The sequence below is a fragment of the Streptomyces sp. NPDC002776 genome (assembly GCF_053592195.1).
This window is the reverse complement of the sequence record NZ_JBSFVG010000025.1, coordinates 39,505-54,160: the sequence shown is the minus strand read 5'-3', so window position 1 is coordinate 54,160 and position 14,656 is coordinate 39,505. Positions and strand designations below refer to the sequence as shown.

The 14,656-nt window shown below is 73.8% G+C and carries 11 protein-coding genes; 2 read left to right on the top strand and 9 right to left on the bottom strand.

Annotated features, from left to right (window positions below):
* The first annotated feature begins 15 nt into the window (after window positions 1-15).
* Window positions 16-507 (top strand): DUF6328 family protein, encoded by a 492-nt coding sequence (locus tag ACWD11_RS32500; protein WP_389420230.1) that lies wholly within the window; start codon window positions 16-18, stop codon window positions 505-507.
* On the opposite strand, the gene ACWD11_RS32495 is transcribed toward ACWD11_RS32500, so the two are convergent.
* Together ACWD11_RS32495 and ACWD11_RS32490 are read right to left on the bottom strand one after the other, a co-directional pair.
* Entirely contained in the window at window positions 489-1,538 is a 1,050-nt protein-coding gene (locus ACWD11_RS32495) for a hypothetical protein (protein WP_451287374.1), read from the bottom strand. The two genes, ACWD11_RS32500 and ACWD11_RS32495, sit on opposite strands and share 19 nt — an antisense overlap.
* 100 nt (window positions 1,539-1,638) lie before the next feature.
* The gene (locus ACWD11_RS32490; RefSeq protein ID WP_451287372.1) at window positions 1,639-2,610 is read right to left on the bottom strand and encodes an LLM class F420-dependent oxidoreductase; all 972 of its coding nucleotides are present in this window, start codon (window positions 2,608-2,610) and stop codon (window positions 1,639-1,641) included.
* Window positions 2,611-2,668: 58 nt separating this feature from the next.
* On the opposite strand from ACWD11_RS32490, the gene ACWD11_RS32485 reads away from it, so the two are divergent.
* Window positions 2,669-4,069: a serine hydrolase domain-containing protein gene (locus tag ACWD11_RS32485; RefSeq protein WP_451287370.1), complete on the top strand. Its 1,401-nt coding sequence runs from the start codon at window positions 2,669-2,671 to the stop codon at window positions 4,067-4,069.
* Here ACWD11_RS32485 and ACWD11_RS32480 read toward each other — a convergent pair.
* The 7 genes from ACWD11_RS32480 to ACWD11_RS32450 all read right to left on the bottom strand — a co-directional run bounded on the left by ACWD11_RS32480 (window position 4,061) and on the right by ACWD11_RS32450 (window position 14,603).
* Window positions 4,061-5,596, bottom strand: a complete 1,536-nt coding sequence (locus ACWD11_RS32480; protein WP_451287420.1) for a serine/threonine-protein kinase — start codon at window positions 5,594-5,596, stop codon at window positions 4,061-4,063. The genes ACWD11_RS32485 and ACWD11_RS32480 overlap by 9 nt on opposite strands.
* A gap of 132 nt (window positions 5,597-5,728) precedes the next feature.
* Window positions 5,729-6,754, bottom strand: a complete 1,026-nt coding sequence (locus tag ACWD11_RS32475; protein WP_451287368.1) for a polyprenyl synthetase family protein — start codon at window positions 6,752-6,754, stop codon at window positions 5,729-5,731.
* Entirely contained in the window at window positions 6,751-7,785 is a 1,035-nt protein-coding gene (locus ACWD11_RS32470) for a tetratricopeptide repeat protein (protein ID WP_451287366.1), read from the bottom strand. The genes ACWD11_RS32475 and ACWD11_RS32470 overlap by 4 nt, the downstream gene beginning before the upstream one ends.
* Before the next feature lie 177 nt (window positions 7,786-7,962).
* Window positions 7,963-8,640, bottom strand: a complete 678-nt coding sequence (locus tag ACWD11_RS32465; RefSeq protein WP_451287364.1) for an AIM24 family protein — start codon at window positions 8,638-8,640, stop codon at window positions 7,963-7,965.
* A 55-nt stretch (window positions 8,641-8,695) separates the two neighbouring features.
* Complete coding sequence (locus ACWD11_RS32460; RefSeq protein ID WP_451287362.1) at window positions 8,696-10,261, bottom strand: CAP domain-containing protein; 1,566 nt, start codon at window positions 10,259-10,261, stop codon at window positions 8,696-8,698.
* Between the two features lie 108 nt (window positions 10,262-10,369).
* On the bottom strand, window positions 10,370-11,557 hold the full coding sequence (locus tag ACWD11_RS32455) for a serine hydrolase domain-containing protein (RefSeq protein WP_389420239.1): 1,188 nt from the start codon (window positions 11,555-11,557) through the stop codon (window positions 10,370-10,372).
* 124 nt (window positions 11,558-11,681) lie between these two features.
* Complete coding sequence (locus ACWD11_RS32450) at window positions 11,682-14,603, bottom strand: helix-turn-helix transcriptional regulator (RefSeq protein WP_451287418.1); 2,922 nt, start codon at window positions 14,601-14,603, stop codon at window positions 11,682-11,684.
* Window positions 14,604-14,656 lie beyond the last annotated feature (53 nt).

The window sequence follows — 14,656 nt, the reverse complement described above, 5'->3', positions numbered from 1 at the left end:
GGTCACACGGAGTTCATGGAGCAGGCAGCAGAGAGACGTTCCGGCCGCGACGAGACCGAGGACGAGCGGGCCGACCGCATGTGGACGGAGCTCATTCAGGAGATCCGGGTGGCCCAGATGGGGGTGCAGATCCTCTTCGGATTCCTGCTCACCGTCGTATTCACCCCGACCTACGCGGACCTGGGCGACACCGAGCAGACCATCTACATCGTGACCGTCATCCTGGGCGCCACCGCCACCGGCGCCCTGATAGGACCGGTGTCCCTGCACCGGCTGGTCTCCGGTCGGCGCATCAAATCCCGGGCGGTGCAGTGGGCGTCCCGGCTGACCTCCGTCGGCCTGGTGCTGCTGCTGGCCACCACCACGTCGTCCCTGCTGCTGATCCTGCGGGTCGCCACCCACGACGGCTTCGTCCCGTGGCTGGTCGCCGGCGTGGTGCTGTGGTACCTCCTGTGCTGGTTCGTCCTGCCGTGGTGGGTACGGCACCGCTACACGTCCAACGACTGACCGCCGGGGCCGCCGGTGCCCTTGGCGCCACGCAGGGTGGCGATGCACGAGGCGATGGCATGCTGCAGCTCCTCCAACTGCTGCACCATGTCGTCCTCGACGAACTCCTGCACATCGTCGAAGGTGAGCTCCTCGAACACCTTCGTCGCCCGCTGCAGGCTGCTGTAGAACTTCGTCCGCCGCTCCAGGACGCGGAGCTCGGGATCCGCCTCCACGGTCTCGGCGACGAGGGTCTTCATCGTGTCGTAGGCCTCGGTGGCCCACTCCCCGGTGTCCTCGTCCTCGTCCAGCTCGTCGAGCAGGGACAGGTGCCGCTCGGCCTCCTGGCGCAGATCGACGGGCGCGTCGATGGTCTGCCCGGCGGGCGTTTTGACCAGCCCGGACTCCGCGATCTGGCGGACGTAGCCGATCCGGTCGGCGGCCCGGCTCTCGCTGGCGACGGCCTTCTTCAGGTCGTCGGTACGCACCACGTCCCGGGCCAGCTCGGCCTGGAGCTCCGGGTCCTCCTTGATGCGGTCGAGCAGCGCGCCACGGGCGGCGCGGGCGGTGGAGGGGTCGGCGAGGATCGCGGCACGCAGCGCGGTGGGGTTCTCCGCGACCTCCAGCGCCTTCGTGGGCCGGATGCCCTCCGCCTCGGCGGCCTGGGCGATGGCGGTGCCGCGCTCGGAGGCGGCGCTGGTGCGCGAGACGTAGTAGGTCAGCCACACGTCGGCGTCCGGCAGCTCCACCTCCGCGCCCGGCCGGAGCGCCTCGAAGTGCGGGACCAGACCGTCGTCGGCGGCCCGGTCCCAGGCCTTGTAGTAGCGCATGACCCGCTCGGGCGAGCAGCCGGCGAGGTCGGCGAACTCCTTCGCCGACACCTTCGGCGTCTCGTCCGCGCTCTGGCCGCCGGGGCGCACGCTACGCGCCACCATCAGGCCGAAGGCCCACCCGCCGGTGCGGGCGTACGCCCCGAACTCACGCGCGTCCCGCGCGACGAGGTCGGACAGCGGCGCGGGGGAGGGCTCGGACGGGGCGAACGCTAGGGTCACGGAGGACTCTCCTGGGTCTCGGCGGGAACATGGACGCGCACAAGCGCAGCGGAAGCCTATATGCGCCTGCATACGACGGTTTGCCGGACCCCTGGGTGTGTCATCCGAAGGCGTCACGCAGCGCGGGCAGCAGGGTCTTCTCCGACCAGTCCAGGTAGGCGGGCTGCGACTCGCCGCCGATCTGCACGAGGGCGATCTCGCTGAACCCGGCCTCCGCGTACGGCCGTACGGCCTCGACGAAGGCGTCCGGGTCGTCCCCGCACGGGATGGACGCGGCGACGTCGTCCGGGGTGACGAACTGGGTGGCCGACTCGAAGGAATCCGGGTGCGGCAGCTCCGCGTTGACCTTCCAGCCGCTGCCGAACCAGCGGAACTGGGCATGGGCGCGCTTGACCGCGGTGTCCCGGTCGGGGTCGTAGCAGACCGGCAGCTGGCCGACCCTCGGCTTGCCCTGTCCGCCGTGCCGGTCGAAGGCGTCCAGCAGACCCGCCTTCGGTTCCGTGGCGATCACCAGGTCCGCGACCCGGCCGGCCAGCGCGCACGACTGCTCCCCGGAGACGGCGACCCCGATCGGCGTCGGCTGGTCGGGCAGGTCCCACAGCCGGGCCGAGTCCACGTCGTAGTGGGTGCCGTGATGCGTGACATGGCCGCCGTCGAACAGCGCCCGGATGATGTCGATCGCCTCCTCCAGCATCTCGTGCCGCACATCGACCGACGGCCAGCCGCCGCCCACCACATGCTCGTTGAGGTTCTCCCCGGAGCCCAGTCCGAGGCGGAAGCGGCCCTCGGACAGCAGCTGCATGGTGGCCGCCTTCTGCGCCACCACCGCCGGGTGGTAGCGGAAGGACGGACACGTCACATAGGTCATCAGCGGAATCCGCCGGGTCGCCTGGGCGGCCGCGCCGAGCACGGCCCACGCGTACGGCGAGTGACCCTGCGAGCGCAGCCACGGAAAGTAGTGGTCCGAGGTCACCGAGAAATCGAAGCCGGCCTCTTCGGCGCGCACCACGTGGTCGACGAGGTCACGCGGGCCGGCCTGCTCGGTCATCATCGTGTATCCGATTTGCACCATACGGCCCGAGTCCCCGACCGGGGTACGGGAAAACGGACCGGTGGGTAATGATCCCGTCATGACGACTCGCGCACTTCCCGCCGGCCCGCCCGCCTTCCAGGGCGTGGACGCCTCCGGTGTGCACGCCTTCCTCGACGCACTCGAAACCGACCCCGAGATCGAGCCGCACAGCCTCATGATCATGCGGCACGGCAGCCTCGTCGCCTCCGGCTGGTGGGCGCCGTACACCGCCGAGCGGCCGCACCTGCTGTACTCGCTCAGCAAGAGCTTCACGTCCACCGCCGCCGGGTTCGCCGTCGCCGAGGGGCTGCTCGACCTCGACACTCCGGTGCTCTCGTACTTCCCCGAGTTCGACGCCGACATCACCGACCCGCGCAGCCGGGCGATGCTCGTGCGGCACGTGGCGTCGATGGCCAGCGGCCACGAGGCCGAGACCCTGGACCGGGCCCGCGCGCTGGACCCCGACGAGCTGGTACGGGGGTTCCTGCGGATCCCGCCGGACCGGGATCCGGGGACGGTGTTCGCGTACAACCAGCCCACCACCTACACGCTCGCCACGATCGTCCAGCGCCTCACCGGGCAGTCGCTCACCGACTATCTGCGGCCCCGGCTCTTCGACCCGATCGGCATCGGAGAGGTGGCGTGGCTGCGGGACCGGGCGGGCCGCGACCTGGGCTTCAGCGGGCTGCACGCCACCACCGACGCGATCCTGCGGCTGGGGCAGCTGTATCTGGGCGGCGGGATATGGGACGGGCGGCGGGTGCTGCCCGAGTCCTGGGTCGCCGAGGCCACCCGCCCGCACACGGCGAACGACGACGGGCCGATGGGCGGCGAGGACTGGCGGCAGGGGTACGGCCTGCAGTTCTGGATGTCACGGCACGGCTACCGCGGGGACGGCGCGTACGGCCAGTTCTGTCTGGTCCTGCCCGAGCAGGACGCGGTGATCGCGACGACCGCGGCCACCGTGGCCATGCAGAAGCTGCTCGACATGGTCTGGACGCATCTGCTGCCCGCGTTCCGTCCCGGGCCGCTGTCCGGCCGGGAAGCCGCGGACGCGGCCCTGGCGCAGCGGCTGGCCGGGCTCGCGCTGCCGCCGGCCGTGGGCAAACCCGCGCCGCAGGGGTGGACCTCGGTCGCCTTCGACTCGGACTGGATCTCCGCCGAGGTCACCGCGACCGCGGACGGTCACCGGCTGACGCTCGTCGAGGACGGCGAGCGGCTGGAACTCCGGCTCGCGGACAGCGGCTGGAGCATCGCCGAGGAGCCGGTCCCCACCGCCGTGAGCGGCGGCTGGACGGATGCCGGCACGCTGGAGGTGGAGGTGATCTTCCTGGAGACGCCCCACCGGCTCGCCGTGACCTGCTCGCTGCCGGACCGCACCTGCACGGCCCGCTGGCGCACCCAGCCCCTGCATCCCCGGCGCCTGCTCAGGATGGGCGCGCCGCGCCGGTCAGCCTGAGGGCTCCCGGAAGGTGCGCAGCGCGGTGGCCAGGCCCTCGCGGTTGCCGGGGTCGTCCCAGTCGGCCGCGGGCGCCGTCCACCGCAGCGAGTAGCCGCGACCGCCGCCGAGCAGGAAACCCCGGCCGAGGGTGCGCACCCGGGTGCCCTCGGCCCCGGCGAGCCACTCCATCTCGGCGGCCTCCCGGCCCCGGTACGTCGTCGGCCGGATCTCGCCGAGCCTGCGGTACCCGCCGGCCTGCCGCAGGCCGGGCTCCACGTCCCGCCAGACGGCCACCGGGTCGGGGCCCACCCGCTCGCTGTAGGTGACGGTGAGCGTGCGCGCGTCGCCGTCCGCGCCGAGCACCACGCGGTACGCCAGGTCCGAGACCCGGTCGGTGCTCAGCGGCCGCCAGTCCTCGGGGAGCGTGACGGAGAAGCCCTCGGGGGAGTCGTAGCGGCGGAAGGGTGCCTCCGTGGGAGCGGGCGGCGGCGTGGCGGAGGGGCTGGGGGAGGCGGAGGGGCTGGGGGAGGCGGAGGCGGACGGGGTCGGGCTCGGCTTCGGCCCGGCGGCGGGGGCGTCGGAGCCGCCGGGCAGTCGGTCGGTGACCGCGAGCACGGCGACCGCGACGGTGACCACGGCCACGGCGGTCCCCGCGAGCACGGAGCGGTTGCTCCGGCCCGGACCGTGCGCGCACCGCCCGCGCAGCCGCGGGCTCGGCACGGCCGCCGCGGTCTCCTCGTCCAGCACACGCACGAAGGCCTCCCGGACCACCGGGCGGGGCAGCCGCTCCACGGCGTCCTTGCGCAACAGCCCCTGCACGGCCTGGGTGAGCGGCCCAGCGCGCACCGGAGTGCGCAGCGGGAGGCGGTCCACGCCCTTCAGCGTGGCCTCCGGCCGGCCCCGGTCACGGAACGGCGGGCGCCCCTCCACCATCGTGTAGAGCAGAGCACCCAGCGTCCACAGGTCGGTGGCCGGCCCGATCGGCTCGTCCCGTGCCTGCTCGGGGGAGGCGTAGGCGGGCGCCGCCAGCCGGGGCGCGAGGGTGGCCCCGGCCAGCCCGAACCCGGCGACCACGAGAGACCCGTCGTCGCGCACGAACACCTGGGCGGGGCTGAGTTCGCCGTGCGTGAGGCCCTGTCCGTGCGCCGTCTCCAGCACGTCGAGCAGCCCCAGGCCGATGCGCGCGGCCCGCACATAGTTCAACGTGCCCTGCTGGACGAGCAGTTCGCTCAACGGCACGCCGTCGATCCACCGGGTGACCACCCACAGCGTCCCCGACTCCTCGACCACGTCCACGACTTCGGCGACCCGGTGGGGCAGCAGCAGCGCCATCCGCTCACAGGTGTGCAGGACCCGCGCGATGATCCGGCGCGCCTCCTCCCCGTCCGGGACGTCCGGCAGCCCGACCTGGGTGACCAGGACCGGCCGCTCCACCGCGATGTCCTCCCCGTACCAGCAGACGCGGTTGGTCTCCCGGCTGACGACCTCGACGAGCCGGAATCTCCCGGCGACCGACACGGGTGTGGAGACGTGCGCCTTGACCATGGTCATCCCTCGCTGAAACCCTGGCTCTCACCTTTCCCACAGGTACGGCGGGCGTGACGGGGTGTGTTCAAGGATTCGCCGAGCGAGATGCGCCGATTCCCGATTGTTCATCCGGCGCCTCGAACACCCGTGTCACAGGTCGCGGCGCACCAGGAAGTCCAGCAGCGCCCCCAACTCCCCGGCCGCACCGGCCTCCAGGGGTACGGCGTCCAGGGCGGCCTCGGCGACGGCGATCCGGCGCCGTGCCTCGCCGAGCGCCGCCGACCGGCCGCCCGCCTCCTCGATCAGCTCTGCCGCGCGGCCGAAGTCCTCCCCCGCTTCCAGGAGTTCGGCCAGCCGTCCGGCCGCGGGTGTGCCGAGGGCGGCCAGCACCGGGAACGTCTTCTTGCGTTCCCGCAGATCGCCGTGGACGGGCTTGCCGGTAACCGTGGGATCGCCCCAGATGCCGAGGACGTCGTCGACGATCTGGAAGGCCATCCCGAGGTCGCGCCCGGCCCGGTCCAGCGCGGCGACCGTCCCCGACGGGGCGCCGCCCAGCGCGGCACCCAGAGCGGCGGCGCAGCCCAGCAGGGCGCCCGTCTTGTACTCGGCCATCGCCCGGTACTCCTCCGGCCGCACCCGCTCCGGCCCCGTCCACGGCCGGGTCGCGAACAGCAGGTCGTCGGCCTGCCCGCGCACCAGGTCGCCGAGCGCCCCCGACAGCAGCCGTACGGCGCCGCCGCCCCCGGGCGCCGCGGCGAGCGTCCCGACGGCCAGCGCGAACAGCGCGTCGCCCGCGAGGACGGCAGGGCCGGTGCCGTACGCCTTCCACACGGTGGGGCGCCGGCGGCGGTCCTGGTCGCCGTCCATGATGTCGTCGTGCAGCAGGGAGAAGGCGTGCACCAGTTCCACGGCCACCGCGGCGGTCGTCCCGGCCTCGGCGGGGCCGCCCGCGGCCTCCGCGCCGAGCACCGCCAGTGCCTGGCGCACCCCCTTGCCGCCGGCGGTGGCGACCGGGGCGCCGCCCACCTCGCACCAGCCGAAGGAGTAGGCGGCCATCTCGCCGACCCAGGGATGCAGCCGCCCCACGGCCTCGACCAGTGCCGGGCGGACCAACTCCCGGCAGCGGTCCAGCACGTGAACGCCGGAAAGGGGAGCCGCGGAGGGAAGCGCCGTCACCGTCCGGCCTCCGCACCCAGCTCCTCCTGCGCCCGGGCCACCATCTCCCGGGCGTGCTTCAGACCGATCCGGTCCAAGGTCCGGGCCAGTTCCGCCAGTTCGGCCTCGGTCTCGGCGCTGTCCCGGCCCAGTCGAGCCCTGGACTTGACCAGGCCCAGCCGGGCCAGGGCCTCCCCGCGCGGTTCGCTCATGGCGCGGAACCCGGCGAGCGCCTGCTCGTACAGGCCGCGGGCCTCGGCGTAACGGCCCGCGCGGTACAGGACGTTGCCGCGCATCTTGTGGTTGTAGGCGAGCGCGCCGGAGAGCTTCATGGCCCGGCAGATGGTCTCCGCCTCGGACAGCAGCGCCAGGGCCCGCCCGGTGTCCTTGTCGCGCACCGAGACGATGTCGGCGAGCCCGCGCAGCGCCCAGGCGTGCCCGCGCCGGTCGTCGGCCCGCGCGGCGATCCCGGCCGCCTCCTCGAACATGGCGTACGCCGTGTCGTAGGCGCCGGTATTGCGGTGGATCTGCGCGATGCCTTCCAGCGCCCACACCGTGTGCCGGGCCTCGCCGCGACGGCGGGCCTCGGCCAGCAACTGCTCGTGCAGCCGCGTCACGGCCTCGTAGTCGCCCTGGATACGGCCGGTCTCGGCGAGGCCGGCCAGGGAGTAACCGCGCACCACGACGTCCCCGCCGCGCTCACCGAGGTCGGCGGCGAGCTGGAGCAGCCGCCGGGCCAGCGCGAACTCCCCGCGCTGCCGGGCCAGGGTGCCGCCGCTCCACAGCGCCCAGGCCATCGCCGCGGTGTCCCCGGCCCGGCGGGCGGCCCGGTAGCTGGCCTTCCAGGCCCGGTCCGCCTCGCCGATCCGGCCGAGGCGCCGATGCGCCTCGGCGACGGCGAGCCCGGAGCGGGCCGCTTCGCGGTGCCTCCCGGCCCGCTCGGCGGCCCGCAGCTCCTCGGTGCCGGCGGCCAGGACGTCGGTGAGCGAGGAGTTCACGGACAGGGTGGTCAGGGTGCCCTGGTACTCCGGGGCGAATGCCTTGCCGTACATGGATCCCTCTCGGTCCGTATACACAGCATCTCTACATTGAACGTATACATGGCGTGTATAGGGCGTCGGAAACCGGCCCCGGCCCCCGAGGGGCCAGGGCGGTGTCATCTGTTGCCGATCAAGACGTGGACGGAGCCGACCGGGTTGCCCGTGAGGCGCAGATCACCTCACGGACCGTCAGTGCTGCTGAGGCTTCTGCGGCGTCGCCTCACTCGGCCGTACGACCACGAAGCCCTCACCGCTCAGCACCAGCTGCACGGCCTCCCCGGAGCCGCCGCGCAGCATCGAACCGATGGACTGGGAGCGGTGCAGCGAGGTCGCGAGCCCGGCGCTCCAGCCGACCACCGCGTCCGTGTCGACGTAGACCGGGTACTGCGCCGACACCGGGATCACCAGAGGATTGCCCTCGCAGACCAGGCCCAGCCGGCCCTGGCCGGTGAACACGCTGTTGAACAGTCCGCCGCCGCTGATGCCGGCCCCCTTCACGGTGGCGATCCGGTACGACAGCGAGGCGTCGAAGCACAGGACGTTACGGCCGTTGACGGTGAACTCGTCGCCGGGGGCGAGCTCGACGACGAAGCAGTTCTGCGCCTCGTGCGCGAACCACGCCTCGCCCTGTCCGCGCACCGCCATCAGCGGCAGCCCTTCCCCGGTGACCGCGCGCTTGAGCATGCCACCCACGCCCTGGCCCTTGCGCTCGAACTGGAGGTTGCCGCGGTAGGCGATCATCGCGCCCTGGCGGGCCAGCATCTCGCCGCTCACCGCGTATCTGATGCATTTGGAGTTCTCGACGGTCATACCCGGCGCGGTGGCGGGCTGGACCATGTGCTCGCTGGAAAACAGATCACCCTTCATGAGGGCATCGTGTCGCGGACGGTGTCCCTCCGCCTAGTTCGTGCGGCAACCTGCCTCAGCCGCCGAAGAGCTGGGTCCAGTACGTGCCCGCTTCGCCGCCGCCCGCGAAGCCGACGCCGATGTGCGTGAAGTCGCGCTTGAGGATGTTGGCGCGATGGCCGGGGCTGTTCATCCAGCCCTGGACGACCTCGGCGGGGGAGCGCTGGCCGCAGGCGATGTTCTCGCCGATCGAGCGCCGCCGGGAGCCCGCCGCGGCCGCCCGGTCCCAGGGCCGGCTGCCGTCGGGGGAGGTGTGGGAGTAGAAGGCCCGCGCGACCATGTCGGCGCTGTGCGCCTGCGCGGCGGCGGTGAGCAACGGGTCGACGGCGAGCGGCGGGAGACCGGCCCCGGCACGCGCCCGGTTGGTGAGCTCCACGACCCGGGTGGCGGTCCTGGCCAGCTCCGCCGGGGTGAAGGGGCGGGCCCAGAGCGCCGTCCAGTAGACGTCCCCGGAACGGGCGGGGGCGCATGCGAACCCGGCGTGGGTGAAGGCCGGGTCGAGCAGGGTGCGCCGGGACCGGTCGGAGCCCAGGCAGTACTCGACGAACTCGGCGGGCGAGCGCGGGCCGGAGACCAGGTGCTCCCCGACGGTCACATACGCGTATCCGGTCGCGGTGACGCGCTGGTGGAGACCCGCACCGTCCAGGCGGTTCCGCGCCGCCATGGCGAGGGCGTGGTCCCGCGCGGCGGAGCTGAGGCGGGCGTCCAGGGCGACGGGCGGGGCACCGGCCGAGGCACGGGCGGCGTTGACGAGACGGGCGAAGCCGTGCGGGTCGGAGGGCGCGCCCTCCGGGATGACCATGCCGGGGCCGGGGCTGGCGGGCGGGTTCACCGCGGTGTTCGCCCGGAAGGCCGAGCCCGGGCCGGTGGGGGCGCTCTCCGCGGGGTTCATCAAGAAGCCCGGGCCGGTGGGCGCGTGGGCCGCGGTGCTTGCCCCGAAGCCCGGGCCGGTGGGCGTGCTCTGCGCAGTGTTCGCCCCGAAGCCCGGGCCCGGACCGGTGGGCGCGTTCGCCGCGGTGCTTGCCCCGAAGCCCGGGCTCGGTCCGGTGGGCGTACTCCCCGCCGTGTTCACCCCGAAGCCCGGGCCCGACCCGGTGGGCGCGTCCTCCGCGATGTCCACCCCGAAGTCGCGCGCCAGGCCCGCCAGTCCGTCGGCGTACCCCTGGCCCAGGGCCCGCAGCTTCCAGTCGCCGCCGCGGCGGTACAGCTCGGCGAGCAGCAGCACGGTCTCCTGCCGGGGGCGCGGTGGGGCGAACCGGGCCAGGGTGCGGCCGCCCGCTCCGGTGACGTGCAGCGTCGGGGCGGGGAGGCCGCCGAGGGCGGTGCCGGGGTCGGCGGGGCTGATGACGACCGTGACCCGGGTGGCGCCCGGCCGCAGCCGCGCGGGGTCGACGGTCAGCGTGTCGCCGTGCAGCCGGGCGCCCGGGGCGGCGGGCTGGTTGTAGAACACGAAGTCGCCGTCGCCGCGGACCTTGCCGGCGTCGTCCGTGATGAGGGCTGACACGTCGAACGGGCCGGGCACCCGGACGGCCACGGCGCCGCCCGGGAGGGGCACATTGCCCCCGGCGACCAACTCGCTCATGGGGCCGTCCTGATGTCCACGTACGCGTCCGAAGAGGTATGTCCGGAAAACGTGCGCCGCCCCGCGAGGGTTCCCGCCCCCTGGACTCAGCGCCGGATCCCCCTGAACTCAGCGCCGGACAGCCCCCGGATCGATCCGCTCGCCGACCGAGGAACCGCGCGTCGCCTTCGGCTTCTTGCCGCAGAACGCCGACTCCAGGGTGCCCAGCATGGTGGTGTGCACCGCGCCGTTGTTGGAGGTGTTGGCGAGGGCCGCCAGGCTGCGCCGCCCGTCCTTGGAGGCGAACGCGTAGGTGTAGAAGCCCTGGACGGCACCCGTGTGCCCGTACACGGACACCCCGCACGACAGGTCACGGCGCCGCAGCCCGAGCCCGTACGCCTGACCGGAGCCCGCGGGCACCCACCGCTTCATCTGCGCCAGTTGTGCCGCCGAGGTCAGCCGGCCGCCGAGCAGCGCCGACAGGAAGGTGTTCAGGTCCCGCGCGCTGGAGATGACGGCCCCCGCGCTCTGCGCCCAGGAGACCGTCTGCTCGGTGGCGTCGACGAGCGCGGCGCCCGGCGTGTCCGGGGTGAGGTAGCCGCGGGTGTACCGGCCCGGGATGCGGGTGCCGGGGTGGACGTAGAAGGTGTCGGTCAGCTTCAGCGGCTCGATGATCCGGTTCTGGTACTCGGCGCGCAGGGAGTTCCCGGTCAGCTTCTTGATGAGCATGCCGGCGACGACGAAATTGGTGTTGGAGTAGGTGTAGGCGCCGCCCGGCGCGGTGGTGCGCGGCCTGGACAGTGAGCGGGCGACCAGCTGCCGGTGGGTGAAGACCTTGGTGCGCACCGCCTCGAAGCCGGGAACCGTCTTGGCGAACATGTCGTTGGTGTAGTCGTACAGGCCGCTGCGGTGGCTCAGGACGTGGCGCACGGTGATCCGGTCGTCGGGCAGCAGCCCGGGCAGATGGCGGTTGACCGGGTCGTCGAGCTTCAGCTTCTTCTCGTCGACCAGTTGCAGCAGGACCACGGCGGTGAAGGTCTTGGTGACGCTGCCGATGCGGAACCGGTCGGTGGTGGTGAGGGCGCGCAGCGTGCTGCGGTCGGCGATGCCCGCGGCCGTCGTGGAGACGGTGCCGTGATCGTCGATGCGGGCCATCGCGCCGGGCGCGCCCTGCTGCATCGCGGTGCGCAGGACGCCCCGCAGGGCCGCGAGATCCGGCTCGGGTCCCTGGGGTGCCGCGTGCGCCGGGACTGTCAGGAGGGCGAGGAGGACCGCCGTCCCCCATGCCGTGCCCTTGCCCACCGTTGCCGAGTCCATCCGCGTCCTCTCTCCCTGCTGACACTCCGTCACGGCGACGCACAGTAGTGCCAGGGAGAGGAGAGAAGATGCTCATTCGGGGTCCGACCGGATGCGTCTCACCCGTACGAGAGAGGCGGAAGTCTCAGCCGGACGTCGTCGCCTCCGGGGCGATCAGCCCCTCGCGGTAGGCGACGGCCACCGCCTCACCGCGGCTCGCGGCGCCCAGCTTGGCGAGGATGTTGGAGACGTGGACGCTCGCCGTCTTGCCGCTGATGAAGAGCTCCTCGCCTATCTGCCGGTTGCTGCGGCCGCGGGCCAGCAGCCGCAGCACGTCCTGCTCACGGGCGGTCAGCGGGGACGCGGTCGGTTCCCGCGTGTCCGACAGGCGGGCCCGGCGGATGAGGGCGTCCACCCGTTCCAGCAGCGGCCGCGCGCCCAGCCGCGCGGCCGTCTCCCGTACCGCCGCCGCCTCGACGGCCGCCTCCTCGCGCCGCTCGGCCGTCACCAGCGCCTCGGCGTAGCGGTACCGGCAGCGCGCCCGTTCGTAGGCGTCGCCGTAGTCGACCGCGGCCACCGCCTTGGCCCAGGCCGCCACGTCGGGTCCCGTGGTCGCCCGCAGCCACTCGGCCTCGGCGCGGGCCAGCCACGCCATGCCCTCCGGACCCTGGGGCGTCCGGTTGGCGCTGTGCGCGGCCGAGTCCCGCGCCAGCTCCATCAGCTCCGTCGCGGTGTCCGCCCAGCGCCCGGCACCTGCCTCGTCGCCGCCGTGCCGCAGCTCGACAGCGCGGTCGGCCACGGCGGACAGCGCCAGCGCGGCGAGCCGTACCGTCACATCGGGGCGGAAGCCCGCCTCGTCGGTGAGCGCCTCGACCGTGGACCGCACCCGCTCGACCGCCGCCTCCGGATCGCCCGCCAGGGCGGCGGCGTCGGTCAGCACGATGCCCGCGATCAGCGTGGCCATCCAGTCGAACGGCCCCTCCAGCAGCGCCCGGGCCCGGTCGGCGCCCGTCAGGTCCCCGCGCGCCAGCGAGACGTACCAGGCGGGCCCGGACGTGTAACCGCCCGCGGGCGGCAGCATGTCGGCGTCGCTCGCCGCGGCCCGCAGGCACTCGTCCCAGCGGCCCAGCGTGTACAGCACCAGCAGCCGGAGATAGCGCATCTCCATCGGATACGACGAGGACAGCAGCCCGGCGCGGCGGGCCCGGTCGAGCCCTTCGGTCAGCCACGGCAGGCACTCCTCCAGCTCGCCCGCCTCGTAACTGCCCATGGCGAAGTGGAGCAGGGCCCGCAGCTCCACCGCCGCGTTGCCCGCCGTCCGCGCCAGGTCCCGCGCCTCGCGCAGCCGCGCCCGGCCCTCGGGACTGCGCCGGCCGTCGCCCTCCAGGATCGCCAGTGATACGAGCAGGTCGGCCCGGGCGTCCGTGACCCCCAGCCGCTCGGCGACGGCCAGTGCCTCGTGGGCCACCCGCAACGCCGTTTGTCCCTCCCCGACCTGACGCGCCGCCAGTACATGGGTGGCGGCCGCCCACACCCAGGTGGGCGACGGAGGATCGGCGGGGATCAGGGTCAGCGCCTCACTGCTGTGGGCGAAGGCGGCGCTCAGGTTGTCGACGGTCATCAGATTGCCCGCGAGGGTGTAGCGGACCCGGGCGGCCAGCTCCGAGTCCTCCTGCTGGTCGACGCCCGCCAGCGCGGACCGGGTCAGCGCGACCGCGCGGTGCGCCTCCCCGGCGTGCGCGGCGGCCGAGGAGGCGCGCAGGGTGAGCGTCACCCGGTCGTGGCCCTCGCCCGAGGGGCGCGCGGACGGCTCCACCGACGGCCACAGATCGAGCACCGCCTCCAGGTGCCGCAGCTCCTCGGCGGGCGCACCGACCCGCCGGGCGTGGTCGGCGGCCTCCAGCGAGGCGGTGAGCGCCTCGGCGAGCTCATGGCTCTCGCGGTAGTGGTGGGCGCGCTCGGCCGCGGTCTCGGCGCGCCGGGGCCGGCCGGCGAGCAGCCGGGCGAACGCACCGTGCAGCCGGGACCGTTCGCCGGGCAGCAGATCGGCGTAGACCGCCTCCCGCGCCAGGGCGTGGCGGAAGGAGTACGTGTCACCGTCGCCGGGGACCAGCAGTTGCCGGCCCAGGGCCTCGCGCAGCGCCGACTCCAGCTCTGCCTCGGGCAGTCCGGCCGCATCGCGCAGCAGATCGTGCTCGACGCGCCGCCCGGCGACCGCGGCGGTGCGCAGCACCTGCTGGGCGGTCTCGGACAGTTGCTCGAAGCGGATCAGCAGGACGTCGGCGAGACCGCTCGGCACCCCGCCGGCCTCGGTGTCCGTGGCCGCGAGGAGTTCCTCGGCGTAGAAGGCGTTGCCCTCGGCGCGCTCGACGATCCTGCGGACCGTGGTCTCCGGCAGCGGGCGTTCCTCCAGGGCCCGTACCAGCTCGGCCACTTCGGTGTCGTCGAGCGGCCGCAGTTCCAGCCGCTCCACCGCGGGCAGCCGGACCAGCTCCGCCAGCAGCGCGCGCAGCGGATGCCGCCGGTGCAGATCGTCCGCGCGGTAGGAGGCCAGCAGCGCGACCCCGCCCGCCGGCCGCTGGAGCACGCCCCGGCTGAGCAGGAACCGCAGCAGATCCCGGGAGGACTGGTCGGCCCAGTGCAGGTCCTCCAGGACGAGCAGCAGCGGCGCGGTGTCGGCCAGGTCGGCCAGGAGCGCGGCCATGCCCTCGAACAGCTGGAGCCGGGAGTCCCGCGCGGTGTCCGTGCCACCGCCCAGCATCCGGCCGACGACGGGATGTCCCGCGAGCACGTCGGCGAACCGCGGATCCGCGGCGAGCGCGCCGAGCACCTCGGTGAACGGCAGGTACGGCAGACCGACGTCACCGAGGTCGACGCAGTGGCCGGTGAGGACGGTCATGCCGTCCGCCGCGCCCCGCGAGGCGATCTCGTCCAGCACCCGGGTCTTGCCGACTCCGGCGTCCCCGGCGACCAGGACGGCCCGCGCCTCCCCGGCACGGGCACGCTCCAGCACACCGAGGAGCCGGGCCAGCTCGTGTTCTCGGCCGATGAGGGGCGCGGGGGCCATGGTCTGCGTCACTCGCTCATCCTGGCACGCGTGTGCGACGGAAGTGGGTGCGG

Bases quoted from the DNA above. Each gene is read 5' to 3' on its own strand.
- ACWD11_RS32490 (WP_451287372.1), bottom strand. From the start codon at position 2,610: ATGGTGCAAATCGGATACACGATGATGACCGAGCAGGCCGGCCCGCGT.
- ACWD11_RS32470 (WP_451287366.1), bottom strand. From the start codon at position 7,785: ATGTACGGCAAGGCATTCGCCCCGGAGTACCAGGGCACCCTGACCACC.
- ACWD11_RS32480 (WP_451287420.1), bottom strand. From the start codon at position 5,596: ATGGTCAAGGCGCACGTCTCCACACCCGTGTCGGTCGCCGGGAGATTC.
- ACWD11_RS32460 (WP_451287362.1), bottom strand. From the start codon at position 10,261: ATGAGCGAGTTGGTCGCCGGGGGCAATGTGCCCCTCCCGGGCGGCGCC.
- ACWD11_RS32450 (WP_451287418.1), bottom strand. From the start codon at position 14,603: ATGGCCCCCGCGCCCCTCATCGGCCGAGAACACGAGCTGGCCCGGCTC.
- ACWD11_RS32485 (WP_451287370.1), top strand. From the start codon at position 2,669: ATGACGACTCGCGCACTTCCCGCCGGCCCGCCCGCCTTCCAGGGCGTG.
- ACWD11_RS32455 (WP_389420239.1), bottom strand. From the start codon at position 11,557: ATGGACTCGGCAACGGTGGGCAAGGGCACGGCATGGGGGACGGCGGTC.
- ACWD11_RS32500 (WP_389420230.1), top strand. From the start codon at position 16: ATGGAGCAGGCAGCAGAGAGACGTTCCGGCCGCGACGAGACCGAGGAC.
- ACWD11_RS32465 (WP_451287364.1), bottom strand. From the start codon at position 8,640: ATGAAGGGTGATCTGTTTTCCAGCGAGCACATGGTCCAGCCCGCCACC.